10 protein-coding genes are annotated in these 19,261 nt (G+C 74.9%); 5 read left to right on the top strand and 5 right to left on the bottom strand.

What is annotated here, in order from left to right:
• Nucleotides 1-83 precede the first annotated feature (83 nt).
• Entirely contained in the window at nt 84-1,697 is a 1,614-nt protein-coding gene (locus tag ACIPYS_RS24835) for a PQQ-binding-like beta-propeller repeat protein (RefSeq protein ID WP_400749655.1), read from the bottom strand.
• A gap of 161 nt (nt 1,698-1,858) precedes the next feature.
• Here ACIPYS_RS24835 and ACIPYS_RS24830 point away from each other — a divergent pair, with 161 nt between their 5' ends.
• On the top strand, nt 1,859-2,515 hold the full coding sequence (locus ACIPYS_RS24830; protein ID WP_400749653.1) for an NADPH-dependent F420 reductase: 657 nt from the start codon (nt 1,859-1,861) through the stop codon (nt 2,513-2,515).
• 115 nt (nt 2,516-2,630) lie between these two features.
• Here the strand turns inward: ACIPYS_RS24830 and ACIPYS_RS24825 are convergent, their stop codons facing one another.
• From ACIPYS_RS24825 to ACIPYS_RS24815, 3 genes are all read right to left on the bottom strand, one after another.
• Nucleotides 2,631-8,285, bottom strand: a complete 5,655-nt coding sequence (locus tag ACIPYS_RS24825) for an amino acid adenylation domain-containing protein (RefSeq protein WP_400749650.1) — start codon at nt 8,283-8,285, stop codon at nt 2,631-2,633.
• Between the two features lie 103 nt (nt 8,286-8,388).
• A complete protein-coding gene (locus ACIPYS_RS24820; protein WP_400749647.1) occupies nt 8,389-13,455 on the bottom strand; it encodes an amino acid adenylation domain-containing protein in 5,067 nt (1,688 codons plus the stop codon).
• An 839-nt stretch (nt 13,456-14,294) separates the two neighbouring features.
• A complete protein-coding gene (locus ACIPYS_RS24815; protein WP_400749644.1) occupies nt 14,295-15,134 on the bottom strand; it encodes a DUF4328 domain-containing protein in 840 nt (279 codons plus the stop codon).
• 225 nt (nt 15,135-15,359) lie between these two features.
• Here ACIPYS_RS24815 and ACIPYS_RS24810 point away from each other — a divergent pair, with 225 nt between their 5' ends.
• Complete coding sequence (locus tag ACIPYS_RS24810) at nt 15,360-15,797, top strand: YchJ family protein (protein WP_400749641.1); 438 nt, start codon at nt 15,360-15,362, stop codon at nt 15,795-15,797.
• 199 nt (nt 15,798-15,996) lie between these two features.
• Here ACIPYS_RS24810 and ACIPYS_RS24805 read toward each other — a convergent pair whose 3' ends face one another.
• The gene (locus tag ACIPYS_RS24805; RefSeq protein WP_400749639.1) at nt 15,997-16,830 is read right to left on the bottom strand and encodes a polysaccharide deacetylase family protein; all 834 of its coding nucleotides are present in this window, start codon (nt 16,828-16,830) and stop codon (nt 15,997-15,999) included.
• 336 nt (nt 16,831-17,166) lie between these two features.
• On the opposite strand from ACIPYS_RS24805, the gene ACIPYS_RS24800 reads away from it, so the two are divergent.
• The 3 genes from ACIPYS_RS24800 to ACIPYS_RS24790 all read left to right on the top strand — a co-directional run bounded on the left by ACIPYS_RS24800 (nt 17,167) and on the right by ACIPYS_RS24790 (nt 19,031).
• Nucleotides 17,167-17,751, top strand: coding sequence for a GNAT family N-acetyltransferase (locus tag ACIPYS_RS24800; RefSeq protein WP_093863572.1), 585 nt, complete (start codon nt 17,167-17,169; stop codon nt 17,749-17,751).
• On the top strand, nt 17,738-18,328 hold the full coding sequence (locus ACIPYS_RS24795; RefSeq protein ID WP_400749635.1) for a 2'-5' RNA ligase family protein: 591 nt from the start codon (nt 17,738-17,740) through the stop codon (nt 18,326-18,328). Before ACIPYS_RS24800 ends, ACIPYS_RS24795 begins: the two co-directional genes overlap by 14 nt.
• Before the next feature lie 145 nt (nt 18,329-18,473).
• On the top strand, nt 18,474-19,031 hold the full coding sequence (locus ACIPYS_RS24790) for a YciI family protein (protein WP_093863570.1): 558 nt from the start codon (nt 18,474-18,476) through the stop codon (nt 19,029-19,031).
• Nucleotides 19,032-19,261 lie beyond the last annotated feature (230 nt).

The following is a 19,261-nucleotide window of genomic DNA, read 5'->3' as shown; positions in this document are numbered from 1 at the left end:
TCGGCATGGTGCCTGGGCCGTCGGTGGGGTGCGGCGGGCCGCCCGCGGACGGGCGGCCCGCCGGAACCGGCGGCCGAGCGGGCTCAGGCGAAGGCGCCGGGGCGCCCGAGGGCGACCAGGCGGTGGTCCTTGGTGCCGATGTAGATGCGCCCCTTGTCGGTGGCGGGCACCGAGAACTTGCTCACCGTGCCGATCGGGACGGAGCGGCGCAGCTTGAGCGTGCCGCCGACCGGCACCGGGTCGTACGCCCGCAGTTCGCCGCCCTCGCCGTACTTCCCGGTGCCGGACCAGATGACCCAGACCAGGGCGGAACCGGTGCGGGTGCCGTCGGAGGTGACGACGGGTGAGCCGGACATCTTGAGGAAGTCCTCGGCGCTGGTGCCGGCGCTGCTCAGCTGCGGGGTCCCGGCGGCGCTCACCCCGTACTTGAGGGCGCGCAGCTTGCCGTAGTTCTCCACGGTGTAGACGTAGCCGCCGTCGCCGCCCCAGACCGCGGGGTGGCCCCACACGCCGCCGAAGGGTCCGGTGAGGCCGACGACCTTGTCGGTGCCGTTCGGGCCCTGGCCGGTGCCGCCGAGGTCGTCGCGGTCGAGCAGGAAGATCCGGCCGTCCTTGCCGACCTGGACCAGGAGGTGGGGGTGGGCGGCGGTGCCGAAGCCGGACGGCAGGGCGACCGGGCCGCCGGAGCCGAGGTCGGTGTCCTTCTTGTCGAGGGTGGCGTTGTTGGTCGGGCTGAAGAAGTCCGCGGGGGCGAAGCCGCCGTCCGCGTCGACGGCGAAGCGGACCACGGACTCGCCGAGGCCGCCGGGCGGGCGGTTGCCGGGGCCGGGGGCGGGCGACGCACCGGCGCCCTGGCCGTTGGCGGTGGTGAGGAAGAACCGGCCGGGGCCGTCGGAGACGAGGCCGCTGCCGGACATCCAGACCGAGGCGCGCTGGGTGTCGGAGCCGGCGACGGTGGAGAAGAGGGTGAGCCGGCGGGTGCGGGTGTCGAGGCCGGCCACCGTGCCGATGTAGTCGCCGATACCGCAGAGCGATCCGAAGCCGAAGTAGAGCCGGCCGTCGAGCAGCAGCAGTCCTGGGCGCTGGAGCGAGCGGTAGGCGTTGAACGGCTTGCCGGGCGCGTTCACCGGTTCGCCCTGGACGGTGACGGGCCAGCCGCTGCGCTCGGCGCCGGTGCGGGCGTCGAGCGCGTGCACGTAGTGGTGCGGGTGGTGGTCGTCGGGGCCGTCGTCGACCTTGCTGGTGAGGTAGACGGTGCCGGTGGCGGGGTCGTGGACCGGGGTGGAGGTGGTGCCGACGTTGGGGCCGGGGTCGGAGCAGCCGATGGCTGCGGAGGCCCAGGCCGGGCCGGTCTCCCGGTGCCAGACGATCTTCCCGCTCCTGGCGTCGACGCCGTAGACGTGGTTGGTCTCGGTGGCGACGACGACGGTGTCGCCGATCACCAGGGGCTGGGCGAAGACCTGGCCGTCGAGCTGGGTGGAGAAGCGGACGCCGAAGTCGGACCGGTCGACCTCGGTGGGGTCGAGCAGCGGTTCGGCGCGGTCCCAGGCGGTGCGGTCGTTGCCGAAGGAGATGGTGGTGACGTCGGCGCGGGCGGTGCCGACGGCGAGCGGGGCGAGCAGGGCGAGGCCGGTGAGGAGGGCGGCGGCGCGCGGCAGCCGGCGGGCCGGGCGGGGGCCGGGGGCGGTGCGGTTCATGGCGCCATGGTTCGGCGGACCGGACGGGCCCACCAGCCGAAGTGGTCCAGTCGGCGGGCGCCCGTTCGCGGCGTTCGCCGGACACCGGACCGCAGTTGATCTATCGTCGTCCCGGCGCGTCGAAGTCCCGGCGCGTCGGACGACGAACGGGGAGAACAGCGGTGCGGTACGGAATCATCGGCACGGGTGACGTCGCGCGGACGATCGCGGACAAGCTGGTGGCGCTCGGACACGACGTGACCCTGGGGTCGCGCAGCAAGGACAACGAGGCGGCGGTGGCCTGGGCCGAGCAGGCGGGGCCGACCGGGCACCACGGCACCTTCGCGGAGGCGGCAGAGTTCGGCGAGGTCGTCCTGAACGCCACCCCGGGGACGGTGGCCCTCGACGCGCTGCGGGCGGCGGGCGCGGAGCGGCTGGCGGGCAAGCTCCTGATCGACCTCTCCAACCCGCTGGTCTTCTCGGCCGAGGGCGAGCTGACGCTGGACCCGGTGAACACCGACAGTGTCGGTGAGCGGATCCAGCGGGAGTTCCCGCAGGCCCTGGTGGTGAAGACGCTCAACACGGTGACCGCACCGGTGATGGTGGAGCCGTCGCGGCTCGAGGGCGAGCACAACGTCTTCGTCGCGGGTGACGACGAGGGGGCCAAGGCGCGCACGGTGGCGCTGCTGGGCAGCTTCGGCTGGCCGGCGGGGTCGGTGATCGACCTGGGCGACATCACGGGCGCCCGGGCGATGGAGATGATGATGCCGTTCTGGATCCGGCTGATGCGGGCCTTCGGCACGGCGGAGTTCAACTACTCCTTCAAGCGCGCGAAGTAGCCCCCGGCCCGAGCGGCCGGCACGGACGCGCCCCCGCCCCCCTGCCGAGGGGGACGGGGGCGCGTCGTCGTGCGCGGCTGCCGGTGGCGGACGGCCACCGGCGGGCGGCTGACGGCTACCGGCGGCCGGTGGCGGCGTGCACCCGGTCGGCCGGGTCGTCCTCGACCGGCTCCGGGGTACCGGCCGGGCCGGACACCCGGACGGTGCCGGACGGCGGCCGCCCGGCGCCCCGGACCCGGGCTCCGCGGCGCCGGGCGGCGGCGCCGGCGGCCTCGGCGAGGGCGAGCTGCCGGTCGGCCTCGGCCTGGATGGCGTCCTTGTCGCCGATCTCGGCGTCCGGCAGCGCGTCCGGGAGGAGGTCCTCCAGCAGGCGCAGCGGCCGGTAGGCGAGGCCGAGCAGGCCCCAGACCGTGAGCAGCAGGCCGACCACGACGAGCAGCAGTCCGGCGCCGCGGCCCGGTCCGGTGCCGATGACCAGGCCGACGGAGTCGGCGAGTGCGCCGCCGGGGCGCATCAGCGGCTCGAAGACGTGGTCGGAGAGCGGGCCCGCGGTGAGGAAGCCGAGCGGCATCATCGACATGGCGAGCATCTGGTTGGTGGCCAGGACCCGGCCCTGGAGCTCCATCCCGACCTTGGTCTGGATCAGCGACATCCAGTGCGAGTTGAGGATCATCATCGATCCCCAGAGCAGGAAGAGTCCGCAGGCGGTGAGGGCGGTCTCGGGGCGGCTGCCGGTGACGACGGCGGCGAGGCCGACCACCGAGGTGAAGCCGATCATGCCGACGGAGCGGCGGCGGGTGCCGCCCCAGAGGCCCATCACCAGGGCGCCGACCATCGCGCCGAGTCCGCCGAGGGCGGTGACGACGCTGAGCTGGAAGGGCGTGCCGTTGGCCAGCACCATCGGGGTGACCAGCACGGTGGCGACGGCGAACAGGTAGTTGAACACCACGAAGAAGACCACCATGGCGACCAGGCTGTGCCTGCGAGCGATGTACCGCCAGCCGGTGACGACCTCCCGCCAGAGCGGCTCCTCCTGCTTGTCGAACATCGCGTTCGGGAAGCGGACCAGCAGCAGGCAGCTGACCCCGGTGAGGAAGGTCGCCATGTCGAACAGCACGACGCCGTGCAGACCGACCAGGGAGACCAGCACGCCGCCGGCCAGGATGGCCATCATGTCGCCTGCGCCAGTGCCGAGTTGGGCGAGGCCGTTGGCCTGGCCGAGGTAGCGCTTGGGCACCAGTTGGGTGATCGCGGCGAGGTAGGCGGGCCGTTGGAAGGCGCCGCAGGCGGAACCCAGGCAGGCCACGATGTAGATGTGCCAGACCTCCAGGAGGTCGGTCCAGAGCAGTACGCCGAGGCCGAGCATGCCGGCGGCGGCCACGGTGTCCGTGACGATCATGATCCTGCGCCGGTCGACCCGGTCGGCGACGGCGCCGGCGATCGGCAGCAGCAGGACGGCCGGCAGCACCGCGATGAACGAGATCATCGCGAAGTCGAAGGCGGAGCCGGTCTGCTGGTAGACCCAGACGCCGAGGGCGAAGGTGGAGAGGCTGGTACCGATCATCGACACGAACTGGCCGATCGCGACCTTGGCGAAGGTGCCCAGTTCGGCCCTGGCGGCCGGGCGCTTCTCGGCGACCTGGTCGGCCACCTCGCCGGTGGCGGCGAACCCGGCCAGCACCCGGGCGAGTTCACCGGCCTGGTGCTTGAGGAAGTAGTGCCCGGCGCGCGGGACGACCGCGAGGTCGACGGTGTCGCCGAAGTGCTCCCACTCGGTGTACCGCTCCTGGTAGAGCAGGGTGGCGCGGTCCTTCTCGCCGACCACGCAGAGGATCGGGGCGTCGATCCGCTCCGGCCGCTCGTCCCCGTAGGCGCGGGTGTAGAACTCCTCGGCCTGCCGGACGTCGTGGCGCAGCGCCCGGACCAGGAAGTCCTGTTCGGCCTGGTCGTAGACGTCGGTGAAGCCGCCCATCGCGCGCAGGTAGTCGAGGTAGCCGCGGTTGGACAGCGCCCGGTCGCCGGGCATCCGCCGGGCCATCCACTCGGCGAAGCGGCCGGGCAGCCGGGCGGCGGGGAAGGTGCCGCCGAGGGCGAGTCCGCGCAGGTCGACGCCGGCCGCCTCCAGCCGGGAGCCGAGCGCGGTGGCGAGCGCCCCGCCGAGGCAGTGGCCGTAGAGCAGCACCGGGCCGTCGATGCGCTCCAGCACCTGGGCGGTCAGGGTGTCGGCCAGGGTGGCGAGTTCGGCGAGTTCGTCGTCGGGGCGGCTCGGATCGTGGCCGGGCAGCTCGACGGCGTAGAGCCGGTGGTCGGCCGGCAGCGCGTCGGCGAGCGGCTGGAAGGTGATCGGGCTGCCGCCGCCGTAGGGCACGCAGACGACGTTCATCCGGGCCGGCGCGTTGCCCCGGGTGAGCTTGTGCAGCAGGGTGCGCGGTCCCTCGTCGGCGGTGCCGCCGGCCCGGGCGTCGATCAGCGCGGCGAGTTCGCGGACGGTGGGGTGCTGGAACAGGTCGATGACCGACAGGCCGTTGCCGATCAGCCGGACGGCGTGCACGGCGGAGAAGGAGTCGCCGCCGAGCGCGAAGAAGTCGTCGGCGGCGCCGATCTCCTCGGTCGCCAGGACCTTCCGGTAGGCGGCGGCCACGTCGTGCTCGGTCGCGGTGGTGAGCTCGCCGCCGCCGGCGGCGGGCTGGACGGCGGCCGGCTCGGGCAGGGCGGCCCGGTCGACCTTGCCGTTGGCGTTCAGCGGCAGGGCGTCCAGGACGACCAGGGCGGCCGGGACCATGTAGTCGGGCAGCCGGGTGCGCAGTGCGGCGCGCAGCTCGCCCGGGTCGGGCGCGGCGGCCGGGTCGGCGGGCACCAGGTAGCCGACCAGGGAGCCGGTGGCGCCCTCGCCACGGGCGACCACCACGGCCTCGCGGACCTCGGGGCGGGCCGTCAGCTCCGCCTCGACCTCGCCGATCTCGACCCGGAAGCCGCGGATCTTGACCTGGTGGTCGATCCGGCCGAGGAACTCGATCGCGCCGTCCGGGCGGCGGCGGACCAGGTCACCGGTGCGGTAGCAGCGGCGTCCGTCGACCTCCAGGAAGCGTTCGGCGGTGAGGTCGTCGCGGCCGAGGTAGCCGCGGGCGACGCCGCCGCCGGAGACGTACAGCTCACCGGGGACGCCGACCGGGACGGGGCGGCGGCGGGCGTCCAGCAGGTGGGCGGTGACATTGCCGAAGGGGCGGCCGAGCGGTGCCGTGACCGCGTCGCCGAGGTCGGCGGGCACGGGCGCGCCGAGCATCGAGACGGTGGTCTCGGTGGGCCCGTAGTGGTTGTGCAGCGTCAGGTCCGGCCGGGCGGCGCGGATCCGGGCCACCAGGTCGGGCCGCAGCGCCTCGCCGGCGCAGATCAGCAGCCGGGCCGGGAGGATCGCGTCGAGGCCGGCGCCGTGCGCGGCCAGGCCCTCCAGGTGGCTGGGGACGAGCTTGACGGCGTCGATCCGGTGCTCGGCCGTGTAGGCGGCGAAGGCCTCCGGGTCGGTGGCCTGGTCGCGGGTCAGCAGGTGCAGGCAGCCGCCGCCGGTGAGCGCGCCGAACACGTTGGTGGTGCCGAGGTCGGCGGCGAAGGTGGAGACCAGGGCCCAGTTCCAGCCCGTCCGGTCGCCGCCGATCCGCTCGTGCAGGCCGTGCAGGTAGTTGCGGTAGTTGCGGTGCTCGACCGCGACGCCCTTCGGCGTCCCGGTGGAGCCGGAGGTGAAGAGCAGGTAGCAGAGGTTCTCGGGGCGGACGTCCACCTCGGGCGCGTCGGGCCGTCCGGTGCCGTCCGGGACGACCACGGGGTGGCCGCCGGTGAGGCGTCCGCGCTGGTCCTCGGTGGTGACGACGGCCGCGACGCCGGCCGCGTCGAGCAGGGCGTTGATCCGCCCGTCCGGGTAGACGGGGTCGAGCGGCAGGTAGGCGCCGCCGGCCTTGAGGATGCCGAGCATGCCGACGATCAGGGCGGCGGAGCGCTCGACCAGCAGGCCGACCGGGCGGTCCGGGCCGACGCCCTCGGCGCGCAGCCGGTGGGCCAGCGCGTTGGCGCGCCGGTCGAGTTCGGCGTAGTCGAGGACACCGTCGGCGCCGCGCACTGCGGGCGCGTCGGGGGTGCGGCGGGCCTGCTCCTCGACCAGGCCGTGCAGGGTGCCGCCGAGGTCCCAGCCGCGCGGGGCCTCGTCGTGCCACTCGGCGAGCTGCCGCTGCTCGGACGGGGTGAGCAGGGGCAGGTCGGCGAGCGGGCGGTCGGGGTCGGCGGCCATCGCGTCGAGGGTCGTGGTGAGGTGGCCGAGGAAGCGGCGGACGGTGGCCTCGTCGTACAGCTCGGTGCGCCAGATCAGGTCGGCGGCGAGTTCGCCGCCGGTGTCGACGACGGCCACCGAGAGGTCGAACTTGGCGGTGTCGGTGCCGATCGGCCGCCAGCGCACGGTGTGGCCGGGCAGCTCGGGGCGGGCCTCGGCCTGGTTGTGGACGTTCAGCAGGACCTGGAACAGCGGGGTGTGGGCGAGTTCCCGCTCCAGCCCGAGCGCGTCGATCAGCCGCTCGAACGGCAGGTCCTGGTGGCCGTAGGCGCCGAGGGTGGCGTCCTTCACCCGTTCCAGGAGTCCGCGGACCGTCGGGTCGCCGGAGAGGTCGGTACGCATCGCCAGGGTGTTGACGAAGCAGCCGACCAGCGGCTCGGTCTCGCTCCGGGTGCGCCCGGCGATGGGGGTGCCTACGGTGACGTCCTCGCTGCCGGTGTACCGGCCGAGCACGGTCTGCAGGGCGGCCAGCAGCACCATGTAGACGGTGCTGCCGGTCCGTTCGGCGAGGACGCGGACCCGGCGGGTGCGCTCCTCGCCGAGCGCCTCGGTGAAGCGCGCGCCCTCGGTGCCGGCGACGGCCGGCCGGGGCCGGTCTGCGGGCAGGGTGACGGTGGCGGCGGCGCCGCGCAGGCGCTCCTGCCACCAGGCCTGCTGCCGGTCGAGTTCGGCGGCGAGCTCGGTCCGCTGCCAGTGCGCGACGTCCGCGTACTGGACGGGAAGCGGCTCGAAGGCCGGGGCCCGCCCGGCGCGACGGGCGCCGTAGGCGGTGGCGAGGTCGCCGAACAGGACGCCGATCGACCAGCCGTCGGCCGCGATGTGGTGCAGCACCAGGCTGAGGACGGCGCCCTCGTCGGTGCGGAGCAGGGCGGCCCGCAGCGGCAGGTCGGTGGCCAGGTCGAAGGGGCGGTGGGCCTCGGCCGCCAGCCGGTCGTCGACCCGGTCGGCGGGGACCTCGGCGACGGTGAGGACGAAGGAGTCGGCGGATCTCGGCTCGGGGCTCACCTCGCCGTCGACGGTCGGGTAGACGGTGCGGAGCACCTCGTGCCGGGTGAGGACGTCGGTGAGCGCGGCGGCGAGGGCGGCCTCGTCGGGTTCGCCGTCGAGGTGCAGGGCGAGCGGGATGTGGTAGGCGGCGCTGTCCGGTTCGTACTGGGCGAGGAACCACATCCGGCGCTGGGCCGAGGACAGCGGGGGCGCCGTGCCCTCGGGGCGCGGCGTGATGGTGCGGTGCTCGGCGCCGCCGGCCGCGGCCGCCGCCTTGGCGGCCTTGGCCTTGGCGAGGCGGCGGCGCAGCAGCTCCTGCCGGCGGGCGGCCTGGTCCGGCTGCTGGGCCTGAACCCGACCCTGTTCCTGAGCCCGTTCCCGGGCTTGTTCCTGAGCGCGTTCCTGCGCTTGTTCCTGGGCTCGTTCCCGGGCCGGGGTCGGCCCGGTGGTGCTGTGGTCGGTCATGCGGTCTCCCCCGTCAGGGCGCCGGTGTCGCCGGCGGCCGGGCATGCTTCCAAGGTCCCGGTCCTGCCGGTGTCGCCGGCGGCTCCGGGATGGGTGGGGCGGTTCACAGGGCGCTCCCGGCGGTCTCGTCGAGGCCGTCCAGGTCACCGAGGCCGTCGAGGGCGTCCAGGTCACCGAGGCCGTCGAGGGCGTCCAGGTCACCGAGGCCGTCGAGGGCGTCCAGGTCACCGAGGTCGTCGAGGTCGTCGATCTCCTCCAGCAGCCGCTCCTCGACCCGGCGGGCCAGGGCGGCCAGGGTGCGGTCCTCGAAGACGACGCGCAGGGGCAGTTCGGTCTCGAAGGTGTCCCGGATCCGCGCCAGCAGCCGGGTGGCGAGCAGCGAGTGCCCGCCGAGGGCGAAGAAGTCGTCGTGCCGGGAGACCCGCTCGACCTTGAGGACCTCGGTCCACAGGTCCGCGAGCAGCTCCTCGCAGTCGCCCTCGGGCGGGGCGCCGGCCCCACCGAGCTCCGGCACCGGCAGCGCGGCCCGGTCGACCTTGCCGCTGGGGGTCAGCGGCAGCGCGTCGAGCAGGACCAGCCCGGCGGGCACCATGTAGTCGGGCAGCCGCTCGGTCAGCGCGCCGCGCAACGCGTCCTCGGTCAGGCCCGGGGCGACGGCGTAACCGGCCAGGACCGGTCCGGCCGGGGTGCCGACGAGCCGGGCCGCGCCCGCGACGACGCCCGGCAGGGCGGTGAGCGCGGCCTCGATCTCGCCCAGCTCGATCCGGAAGCCCCGCAGCTTGACCTGGGCGTCGGCACGGCCGTGGTACTCCAGCCGGCCGTCGGCGCGGCGACTGGCGAGGTCGCCGGTGCGGTACATCAACGCGCCGTCGGTACGGCCCGGTTCGGCCGTGAACCGCTCCGCGGTCAGCTCGGGCCGGCCGTGGTAGCCGAGCGCGACACCCGCGCCGGCGATGCACAGTTCGCCGATGCCGTTGACCGGGACCGGCTGGCCGGAGCGGTCGAGCAGGTGCAGCCGGGTGTTGGCGATCGGGTCGCCGAGGGCCACCACCCCGCCGTGGGCGACGAGTTCGGGGGTCACCCGCTGGACGGTGGACCAGACGGTGGTCTCGGTCGGGCCGTAGAGGTTCCACAGCGAGTCGACCCGGCCGAGCAGGGCGCGGGCGAGGTCCGCGGTGAGCGCCTCGCCCCCGCACAGCGCGGTCAGTCCCGGGCGGCCGGCCCAGTCGGCCTCCAGCAGCATCCGCCAGGTCGCGGGGGTGGCCTGGAGATGGGTCACGCCCTGCTTCTCCACCCAGGCGCCGAGCGCGGCCCCGTCGGTGGCGGTGGCCCGGTCGGCGATCTCCACCCGGGCACCGGTGACCAGCGGCAGCCACAGCTCCAGGCCCGCGATGTCGAAGGTCACGGTGGTGACGGCGGCCATCACGTCCCGCCCGGTGAGGCCGGGTTCGCGGCCCATCGAGGTGAGGAAGTTGACGATCGCCCGGTGCGGCACGGCGACGCCCTTGGGGCGGCCGGTGGAGCCGGAGGTGTACAGCAGGTAGGCCGGGTCCTCCGGGCCGACCGTGACCTCCGGCGCCCGGGCCGGGGCGGCGGCGTGCGCGGGGCCGTCCACCAGGACGGTCTCCCGGCCGTGCAGCAGTTCGTGGCCGGCGGTGGCGGTCTCGGCGACCACCAGGGTGACACCGGCGTCGTCGAGCACACCCCGGTTGCGGGCGAGCGGCTGGTCGATGTCGAGCGGCAGGTAGGCGGCGCCGCTGCGCAGCACGCCGAGCAGGGCGGCGGGCAGCAGCCGGCCCCGTCGCACCGCAACGGCGACGAGGTGGCCGGGTCCCGCACCGCGGGCGGCCAGCAGGTGGGCCAGCCGGTCGGCGGTGTCGAGGAGTCCGGCGTAGTCGAGGGTGCCGTCGGCGGCGGACACGGCGGGCGCGTCCGGGGCGAGCGCGGCCCGGTCGGCGACCAGCCGGTGCAGCGGGGCGTCGGGGAACGGCGCCCCGGTGCGGTCGACCGGCTCGTCGGCCGCGAGTTCGGCGGCGGAGAGCATGGCCAGCTCGCCGAGCGGGCGGTCGGGTTCGGCGACGGCGGCGGAGAGCAGCGCGACCAGGTGGTCGAGCGCGGCGCGCACGGACCGCTCCTCGTAGCGGGAGGTGCGGTACTCGGCGGACAGCAGCGGGCCGTCGGCCGGGAACTCCAGGAACAGCGAGAGGTCGGTCTTCGCGGTGCCGTTGCACACCTCGGCGACGAAGGTGAGCTTCAGTCCGGGCAGTTCGACGCCGGCCACCGGGTGGTTCTGGACGGCCAGCAGCACCTGGGAGATCGGCGAGGCGGTGAGGCCGGGCGAACCGCCGTAGCGCCGGGCGTGGTCGACGAACGGGTGACCGCTGTGCTCGGCGGCCTCCAGGACGACCGGGCGGACCCGGGCGACCAGCTCGCGGAAGGTGTCGGCGCCGGCCACGTCGAAGCGCAGCGGGACGGTGTTGATCAGCGAGCCGATCACGGTCTCCAGCTCGGGCACCGGGCGGACGGCGAAGGGGCTGATCACGGCGACGTCGGTGCGGCCGGTGTAGCGGTGCAGCACTCCGCCGAGCGCGGCGAGCACCACGGTGTAGAGGCTGGCGCCCTCCCCCGCGGCCCACTTCTCGAGGCCCTCGACGAATCCCTCGTCGAGGCGGCGGGCGAGGCGGCGGCCGGCGATGTCCTGCGGGTTGGGGCGCGGGCGGTCGCCGGGCAGGTGCTGGTCGCCCTCGACGCCGCGCAGGTGCTCGGCCCAGCGCTCGGCGCCCTCGCGGCCGGCCTCGACGTCGCGCAGCTCCCAGCGGGCGACGTCGGACAGCTGCAGCGCGGGCTCGGGCAGTTCGCCGTCCCGCAGGGCGCGGGCGACCTCGGCGAGCAGCAGCCCGGCGGCCCAGCCGTCGGCCGCGGCGTGGTGCACGGTGATCAGCAGCTCGTGGCGGTCCGCGCCGGTCCGTACGGCGAGGGCGCGCAGCAGCCGGCCGCCGGCGAGGTCGAGCGGACGGGCGGCCTCGGCGCGCAGCGCGTCGTCGACCGCCTCCTCGTCGGCCACCTGACCGTGCGGGCCGACCAGGTCGAGCAGCGGCACCTCGACCGGGTACGGCGGGCGCACGTCGGCGACGGCGTCGTCGTTCTCGGTCGGGTTCGGGTCGCCGTACAGGGCGGTGCGCAGCGACTCGTGGCGGCGGACGACCTCGGTGAGCGCGCGGCCGAGGGCCTCGCGGTCGAGGTTGCCCTCGGCGCGGATCCGCACCGGCACGTTGTAGAGCGGGCTGCCGGTCTGGACGGCCTCGTGCAGCCACAGTTCGCGCTGGAACTCGGTGGCGCGGGCGGGCAGGTGGGCCTCCCGCTCCGGCGGTGCCACCGAGGCGCGTCCGCCGCCGCCGTTGGCGGCCCGGACGGCCAGCGCGGCGACGGTCGGGGCGGCGAAGAACTCGGCGAGCGGCACCCGGGTGCCGAACTCGCGCTCGACCCGGGCCAGCAGGCCGACCGCGAGCAGGGAGTGGCCGCCGAGGTCGAGGAAGACGTCGTGCACGCCGACCTCGGGGACGCCGAGCAGGCCCTGCCAGAGTTCGGCGATCCGGATCTCGGCGGGGGTGCGGGGGGCGACGAACAGCTCGTGCCCGCCCCGGCTGCGGGCGGCCGGGGGCAGCGCCTTGCGGTCGGTCTTGCCGTTGGGGGTGAGCGGCAGTTCCGCCAGTACGGCGACGGCCAGCGGCACCATGTAGCCGGGCAGGGCGGCGGCGCAGTGGGCGCGCAGTTCGGCGGGCGTCGGTCCGGCGACGCCGGGGGCGGGCTGGACGAAGGCGGCCAGGTAGTCGCCGGCCTCGTCGCGCTGGACGACGGCGGCGGCGGCCTCGACCGCGGGGTGGGTGGCGAGCACCGCCTCGATCTCGCCGAGTTCGACCCGGAAGCCGCGGACCTTCACCTGGTGGTCGACCCGCCCGTGGTACTCCAGGTCGCCGTCGGGCAGTCGGCGGACCAGGTCCCCGGTGCGGTAGCAGCGCAGGCCGTCGACGTGGACGAAACGCTCCTCGGTGAGGTCGGGGCGTCCGTGGTAGCCGCGGGCCAGGCCCTCACCGGAGAGGTACAGCTCGCCGATGCCGCCGTCCGGCACGGGTATCCGGTGCTCGTCGAGCACGTGGTCGAGGGTGCCGGCGAGCGGACGGCCGATGACCGGTTCGCCGGTTCCGCCGCGGGCGACCAGCGACCAGGTGGAGTAGACGGTGTCCTCGGTCGGCCCGTACAGGTTGTAGAGGCGCTCGACGCCGGGCTGGGCGTGGACCCGGTCCGCGAGGTGGCGGGGCAGGGCCTCGCCGGCCAGGTTGACCACGCGCACGCCGGCCGGCAGTCCGTCGGCGGCGCCGGTGCCGTCGCCGCGCAGCAGCGCGGCCATCGCGCTGGGCACGGTGTTGACCAGGGTGACCTCGTCCCGGGCGGGCAGCTCCGGGAGGGCGAGGACGTTCTCGGCGACCACGATCGTGCCGCCGACGGAGAGCGGGAGGAACAGCTCGTACACCGAGATGTCGAAGCACACGGAGGTGCCGAACAGCACTCCGGCGAGGTCGGCGGCGGTGTAGGTGTCGGCGGCCCAGCGGAGCATGGCGTTGACGCCGCGCTGGGTGACCGAGACGCCCTTGGGGCGGCCGGTGGAGCCGGAGGTGTAGAGGACGTAGGCCAGTGCGTCGGTGGTCGCGTCGCCGGTGGTGGGGCGCGCGGCGGCCGGGTCGAGCGGGGCGGCCGGGCCGTCCCCGTCGACGTGCAGGAGGGTGGCGCCGGCCCCGTTCAGCAGGTGCTCGTGGGCGCGGTCGGTGAGCACGACGGGGGCCTGTGCGTCACCGACGACCAGTTCGAGGCGGTCGCGCGGGTAGGCCGGGTCGAGCGGCACGTAGGCCCCGCCGGCCCGCAGCACCGCCAGCAGGCCGACCACGAGGTCGGCCGTGCGCGGCAGGCATACGCCGACCAGGGTCTCGGCCCGGACACCGACGGCGGCCAGTCGGCCCGCCACCGCGGCTGCCGCGGCGTCCAGTTCACGGTAGGTCAGCCGGCGTGTGCCGTCGATCACGGCCGTGGCGTCCGGGGTTCGTCTGACCTGCGCGGCCACCAGTTCGGCCAGTGGTGCCGCCGGATCCAGTGGGGTAAGTCCCGTCGAACTCATCGCTTCTCTCCCGAGGGTGCTGCTGCATCGACTTGTGGTCGGCGAGAAATGGGCGGTGTGCCCTCGGAGATGGTGGGGTAAAGATCTACGAATCACCAGCACATTTCCGTCACTCGTTCGATATGCCGGAAAGATCACCTCTCCCGGGCTGGTCAGCGGGGCCGGGATCTGACGGTTCGTCGGCGATATCACACGGATTGACAGCCCCCTTGGCAGCGCCGGTCCGTACCGATAGCGTTTCGCCGACGGTTCGTCAGTTGGGGCACACTTGCGCCCCGCTGGCACCGCAAGCAGATTTCCGGACTCATTCTTGTCCGTGGGCAGTCAAGATCTGGCCGAGAGTACGGCCCCCGAACCCTTCGGCCGCGCACTCGCCCGACCCGTTCGGACAGCGACCGGCCGAGGCGGCGGACGCGGGGGCACCGGTCGCGGATCTGTGTGCAAACAGTGTGCATTCACGGGGGCTCCGGAGATTTCCGCCGACGGCTCGGCCGCCCGGCGCACACCGGGCTCCCACCCACACTCCGCCGCCCGGCGTCCCGGACGCCCGGGACGGCGGTCACGTCGCGGTCCCGGCTCCGGTCCCGGTCGCGGTCGTGGTCGCGGTCGCGGTCGCGGTCGTGGTCGCGGTCGTGGTCGCGGTCACGGCCCGCTGGACCCGACGCCGGGTACAGCTCCGGACTCGCCGCTGGAACGGTGCCGGAGCGGCGCCGGCGAGCCTTGGGACTCGCCGCCGGAGCGGCGCCGGGCGCAGCGGGACGTGCCGGGACGCACGAACGCCGGGCCGGGAGGTGTCGGTGGACACCTCCCGGCCCGGCGTACGAGGAGAGGAAGCGCGGTCAGCTCACGGCAGCCGACACGGGCCGCGTCCCGAAGGGCTCCTGGGGCGGCACCGGCCGGGCCCCCGGGCGCCGCGCCACGGCCGCCCGCGCGATCTGCATCTCCGTCAGCCGCCAGACCACCAGGACCGCCAGCACCGCCGCCGCCACCCGCAGCGCGTTCCCGACGACCTCGACCTGCAGCGCCGTCCGCACGGCTTCCAGCCGCAGGTCCTCCTCGTCGACCCCCGGCCCCGTCCGGACCAGGGCGCGGGCGATCCGCGGGGCCAGCAGCGAGCCGGTCCAGGTCGTCCACCACGCCGACACCAGCCAGTGCGACACGGTCCGCCGCCGCCCCTCCGGGTCGACCGGGCCGCTGGCCAGCCAGCAGTCCACCACCAGCTGCCACGGGAACCAGAGCCCGACCAGGGGCGTGAACCACGCCCCGATCGCCCAGCCCGACCCGAGCCGGTGCCCGTTCGGCACGAACAGGTCCGCGTTCGCCCGGATCCGGCGGAACCAGACGACGAAGGACACCGCCGTCACCAGCAGCAGGAACAGCGACGCACCGTTCGTCGCGGTCTCCAACGCGGCCAGGGAGTCCAGCAGGTCGTACCCCTCGACGTCGTCGGCGTCCGCCAGTACCAGGCCGACCGCCCGCACGCCGAGGACATCGGCGACCAGCACGCCCGCCGCCAGCAGACCGCTCAGTACCAGCAGCACGACGGCCACCACCGCCGCGACCTTGGGCGACCGGAAGTCCCGCGGCCAGTGCGACGCGGCCTCCGCGCAGGCGTAGCACCGCCCGCCGTCCCCCATCACCGGCCGAGCCCCGCAGACCACGCACAGCACCGGAACCACTCCCCACACAGCACCAAGGACGCACCAGGGCCGGTCTCCGCCCGCCCCGTCACCGCCGCGGACCGCCCGCGAGCGGGCCGACTCTAAGGTCCGCGCGGGCCGCTCCGCCACTTCAATTCCGGCATCGACGCAGGTCAGAGGTGATATCGCGGCCTTTGCCCGGTTCCGCGCCCAGTCTTCGGGTCCGGGCCGCAGGCATCACGCGGAGGGGCCAGAATGGAGCGCATGTCCCGACGTCGTTCCGCGCCCCGCGCCAGCACGCCCGCGCCGCGCCTGCTCCCCTCCTCCCCCTGCCCCTGCGGCCTGCCCGGCAGCTACGCCGAGTGCTGCGGCCGACTGCACTGGGGGCAGCTCGCCGCCACCACCGCCGAGGCGCTGATGCGCTCGCGCTACAGCGCCTTCGCCGCCCGCGACGAGGCCTATCTGCTGCGCACCTGGCACCCGGACACCCGGCCGGAGAGCGTGGACTTCGACCCCGGGCTGCGCTGGGTGCGGCTGGAGGTGCTGTCCACGGGCGAGGGCGGGGCGTTCCACGCCGAGGGCACGGTGGCCTTCCGGGCCCACTACACGGAGGGGCGGGAGGAGGGCGTCCTCACCGAGCACAGCCGGTTCGTGCGGCACGAGGGTGCCTGGGTGTACCTGGACGCGCTCTCGCTCGACTGAGCGCCGACCGGACTCTCACGGGCGGTCGGGCGCGGGCGGGCCGGTCGGGGGGCGGGCAGTCGGGCGCGGGCGGGCCGGTCGGGGGGCGGGCAGTCGGGCGCGGGCGGGCCGGTCGGGGGGCGGCGGGCGGTCAGGCATGCGCGGAAGGGCGCGGGCGGGCGGCCGGTCTTCGTCCCGGACGGCCCGCCCGGCGTCCGGGCTAGAGGTAGTCGTCCAGCCGGGCCAGCGCGAAACCCTGTGCGGTGACCTCGTCGACCACCTTGCGCAGCAGGTCGGGCATGGTGCCCGGCCACAGGTCGGTGCCGCGGAAGTGGGTCAGGATGATGTCGCCCGGGTGGAGCCGCTGGTCCTCGTAGCGGTACTCCATCCGGTCCGGGAACGCCTCCTCGTTCCACAGCGGCACCGCCTCGATGCCGCAGGAACCGGCGGCCCGCAGGGTGTCCTCGTTGTACTCGCCGTAGGGCGGCCGGAAGAGCCGGGGGCGGCTGCCGATCTGCCCCTCCAGCTGGTCCTGCTGGCGGCAGATCTCGTCGCGCTGGGTCGCGTAGTCGAGGACCTTGAGGTTGCGGTGGTTGATGGTGTGGTTGTTCACCGCGTCGCCCTGCTCCGACAGCCGGCGGAAGTAGCCGTAGTCGGAGCGGGCCAGGTAGTCGGCCACGAAGGTGGACAGCGGGATGCCGAGCTCGGCCGCCATCCGGCTGAACTCCGGATCCTTCTCGGCGCCGTCGTCCACCGTCAGGAAGACGATCGGCCGGTCGGTGGGCACCCGGTAGACCACCGGCGGCAGCCCGTCCGCGAGTTTGACGCCCTGCGCGGCGCGCAGCTCGGGCCGGCCCGCCGGGGGCTGCGGGGCCGGCAGGGGAAGCCGGGCCAGGCCCCAGCGGCGGGCGGTCTCCAGCGCCGCCCGGGCGGCCTCGGCCCGACGGGCCACCGCCGCGCCGCTGGTCTCCTCCTCCGCCCTGGCCGGTCCTGGGAGGACCGCCGGCACCACCGGGGCGGCCGCTGCCGCCGGTACGGCCGGGGGCCGGGGCACGCCCCGGTCGGTTGCCGCACTCGCACCGGCCCGTGCGGTCGACGGCACCGCGCCACCCCCGGCCGAACCTCCGCACCCCGCGACCGCGGCCACCAGGCACACCGCCGCGACCAGTCCGTGCCGCCCCCGTCCGCGCCGAGGCTCCGTCAACCCCCGATTAATGCGATTATCTGATGGTCTGTCCATGATTTCACTGCTCCCCCGCCACGCCGGGCACCCAATCCACCCGTCACCCACCCGGCCCACCCCGGACCACGCTCCCGACCTGCGGCTACGGTCCCGTCGGTGATCGAAAAGGGTTGGCGCCCGGCGCGCACGGCGCCCGATAATGCGCCCATGACGACGAGCACGACGAGCACGACGAGCACGACGAGCACCGAACACGGCACCGGGGACTCCTGGGCGGTCGCACCCGCCGATCCCGGATCCGCCGAGTCCCTGGTGCTGCTGCGCGAGTACTTCGTCGACGTCGCCAACCGCTACTACCGGCTCCACTTCGACCGGGACGGCACGGCCGAGGAGATCGAGACCGGCCTCGCCGACACCCCCAGCGACCACCTCGCCCCGCCCACCGGGCTCTTCCTGCTCGGCCGGTACGCGGGCGAGGCCGATTCCTGCGCCGGTCTGCGGGTGCTCGACGCCACGACCGTCGAGCTGACCCGGGTGTACGTCCGACCGTCCCGGCGCGGCACCGGGGGCGGCGCCCGGCTGCTCGGCGCCGTCGAGGAGGCGGCACGGTCCCTCGGAGCCCACCGGATCGTCCTGGACACCCGGCTCGACCTGGTGGAGGCCCGCGCGCTCTACACCCGGCACGGCTACCGCGAGATACCCGCCTACGGCAACAGCCCGTACGCCGAGATCTGGTACGGCAAGGACCTCGCGCCGGCGCACCGACCGGGCGGGGCCCGTGCAGACGGTTGAGCTGCTCTGCGACCCGCCGTTCGACCACGCCGTGCGCACCGTGTGGCAGCGGCTCGCGGACGCGGGGGTGGACAGTCTCGCCCACAACCAGCACCAGGGGCACCGGCCTCATCTCACCCTGGCCGCCTGCGCCCGGATGCCCGCCGGTGCCGCCGATCGGCTCGACGAACTCCTCGCCGAGGCACTGCCGTTGACCGTCCGACTGACCGGCCTGCTGTCCTTCGCGGCCCGCAGCCGGCGCCGGGTGCTCAGCTGGTCGATCGTCCCCACGCTCGAACTGGTGCAGCTCCACCGACGTGTCTGGGAGGTCCTGGACGGCGCCGAGGAACCGTCCGCCCACTACGTCCCCGGCCGGTGGTCCCCGCACCTCGGCCTCACCCGCCGCCTCACCCCGGAGGACGTCTCCCTCGCCCACGCCGCCCTCGGCCGCCACCCGGACCTCACCGGAACCTTCACGGCCGCCCGCAGCTTCGACTCCGGGACCCAGCTGACCCGCCCCCTGGGCGCGGTCGACGGCGCGGTTGACGGCGCGGTCGCCAACACCCCTGGCCGCGCCCACGACGGCACCCCGGACTGACGCGCTCCGCGGCCGCGTCCGCGACCGCCGCGATCCCAGCACCGTCCTCCGGACCGCGGGCGGCCCAGCGCCCGTCGTCCGCCCAGCGGTCCCGGCATCGGTAAACCGCTCGACCGGGCCACCCCGTCGAGGAGATCCTGCGGACATGGAGTTCTTCGTCCACCACCGCGATCGGCCCGGCTCCGAGGGCCTGCGCGAGGAACTGCGGGAGGAGCACTGGTCCTACATGGACCGGTACGCGACAGAGATGATCGCCCGCGGCCCGACCCTCTCCGGCGACGGCGACACTGCGACCGCCACCGGCAGCGTCCATATCGTCGACCTGCCGGATCCTGCCGCCGCCCGCGCGTTCGCCTTCGACGAACCCGGCTACCAGGCCGGCATGTACCGGGACGTGCTGGTACGGCGATGGCGCAACGTCCTGGGGCGCACCATGTGGGACTTCCCCGGTGGCCGGACCGGCGGGAACCGGTATCTGGTGCTCGGCCTCGGCACCGGACACGACACCGACCTCGTGGCACCGCCCGACCCTGACGAGCTGATCGCCTACGGGCCGCTGCTCTCCGACAGCGGCGCGACCTGGCTGGGCACCGCGGCGTTGCTCCGCGCGCCGGACCCGCAGACAGCGCGCGCCGTCCTGCCTCCGGACCGGTACGCCGCCGTCGAGGTGCACGACTGGCAGTTCGGCGGGCGGCCGTCCTGAAGCCCGAGAAGCGCTGTTGATCGCTCCCGTACCGACATGCCGCACGACCACCGCGAACGTGACCTTCGGCGGCCAACAACCCTCCCGGTGAACGCACCACTGCGGCGACCGCGACGGCTCCTGCGGCCCAGGGGCCCCCGGGGCCGGGGGCCGGGTCGGCGCCCGGGGCCCGCCCCGGCGGGGGGGGCGGCGCCGCGATCACCCCCCGGCGGAGGGGCACAACCTGGGAG

Source organism: Kitasatospora sp. NPDC089913 (assembly GCF_044748625.1).
Lineage (GTDB): Bacteria > Actinomycetota > Actinomycetes > Streptomycetales > Streptomycetaceae > Kitasatospora.
This window is presented reverse-complemented; position numbering and strand designations above follow the sequence as displayed.

What these genes read in the sequence shown, in the direction of transcription:
- ACIPYS_RS24835 (WP_400749655.1), bottom strand. Translation starts at nt 1,697, where the DNA reads ATGAACCGCACCGCCCCCGGCCCCCGCCCGGCCCGCCGGCTGCCGCGC.
- ACIPYS_RS24825 (WP_400749650.1), bottom strand. Translation starts at nt 8,285, where the DNA reads ATGACCGACCACAGCACCACCGGGCCGACCCCGGCCCGGGAACGAGCC.
- ACIPYS_RS24820 (WP_400749647.1), bottom strand. Translation starts at nt 13,455, where the DNA reads ATGAGTTCGACGGGACTTACCCCACTGGATCCGGCGGCACCACTGGCC.
- ACIPYS_RS24810 (WP_400749641.1), top strand. Translation starts at nt 15,360, where the DNA reads ATGTCCCGACGTCGTTCCGCGCCCCGCGCCAGCACGCCCGCGCCGCGC.
- ACIPYS_RS24800 (WP_093863572.1), top strand. Translation starts at nt 17,167, where the DNA reads ATGACGACGAGCACGACGAGCACGACGAGCACGACGAGCACCGAACAC.
- ACIPYS_RS24790 (WP_093863570.1), top strand. Translation starts at nt 18,474, where the DNA reads ATGGAGTTCTTCGTCCACCACCGCGATCGGCCCGGCTCCGAGGGCCTG.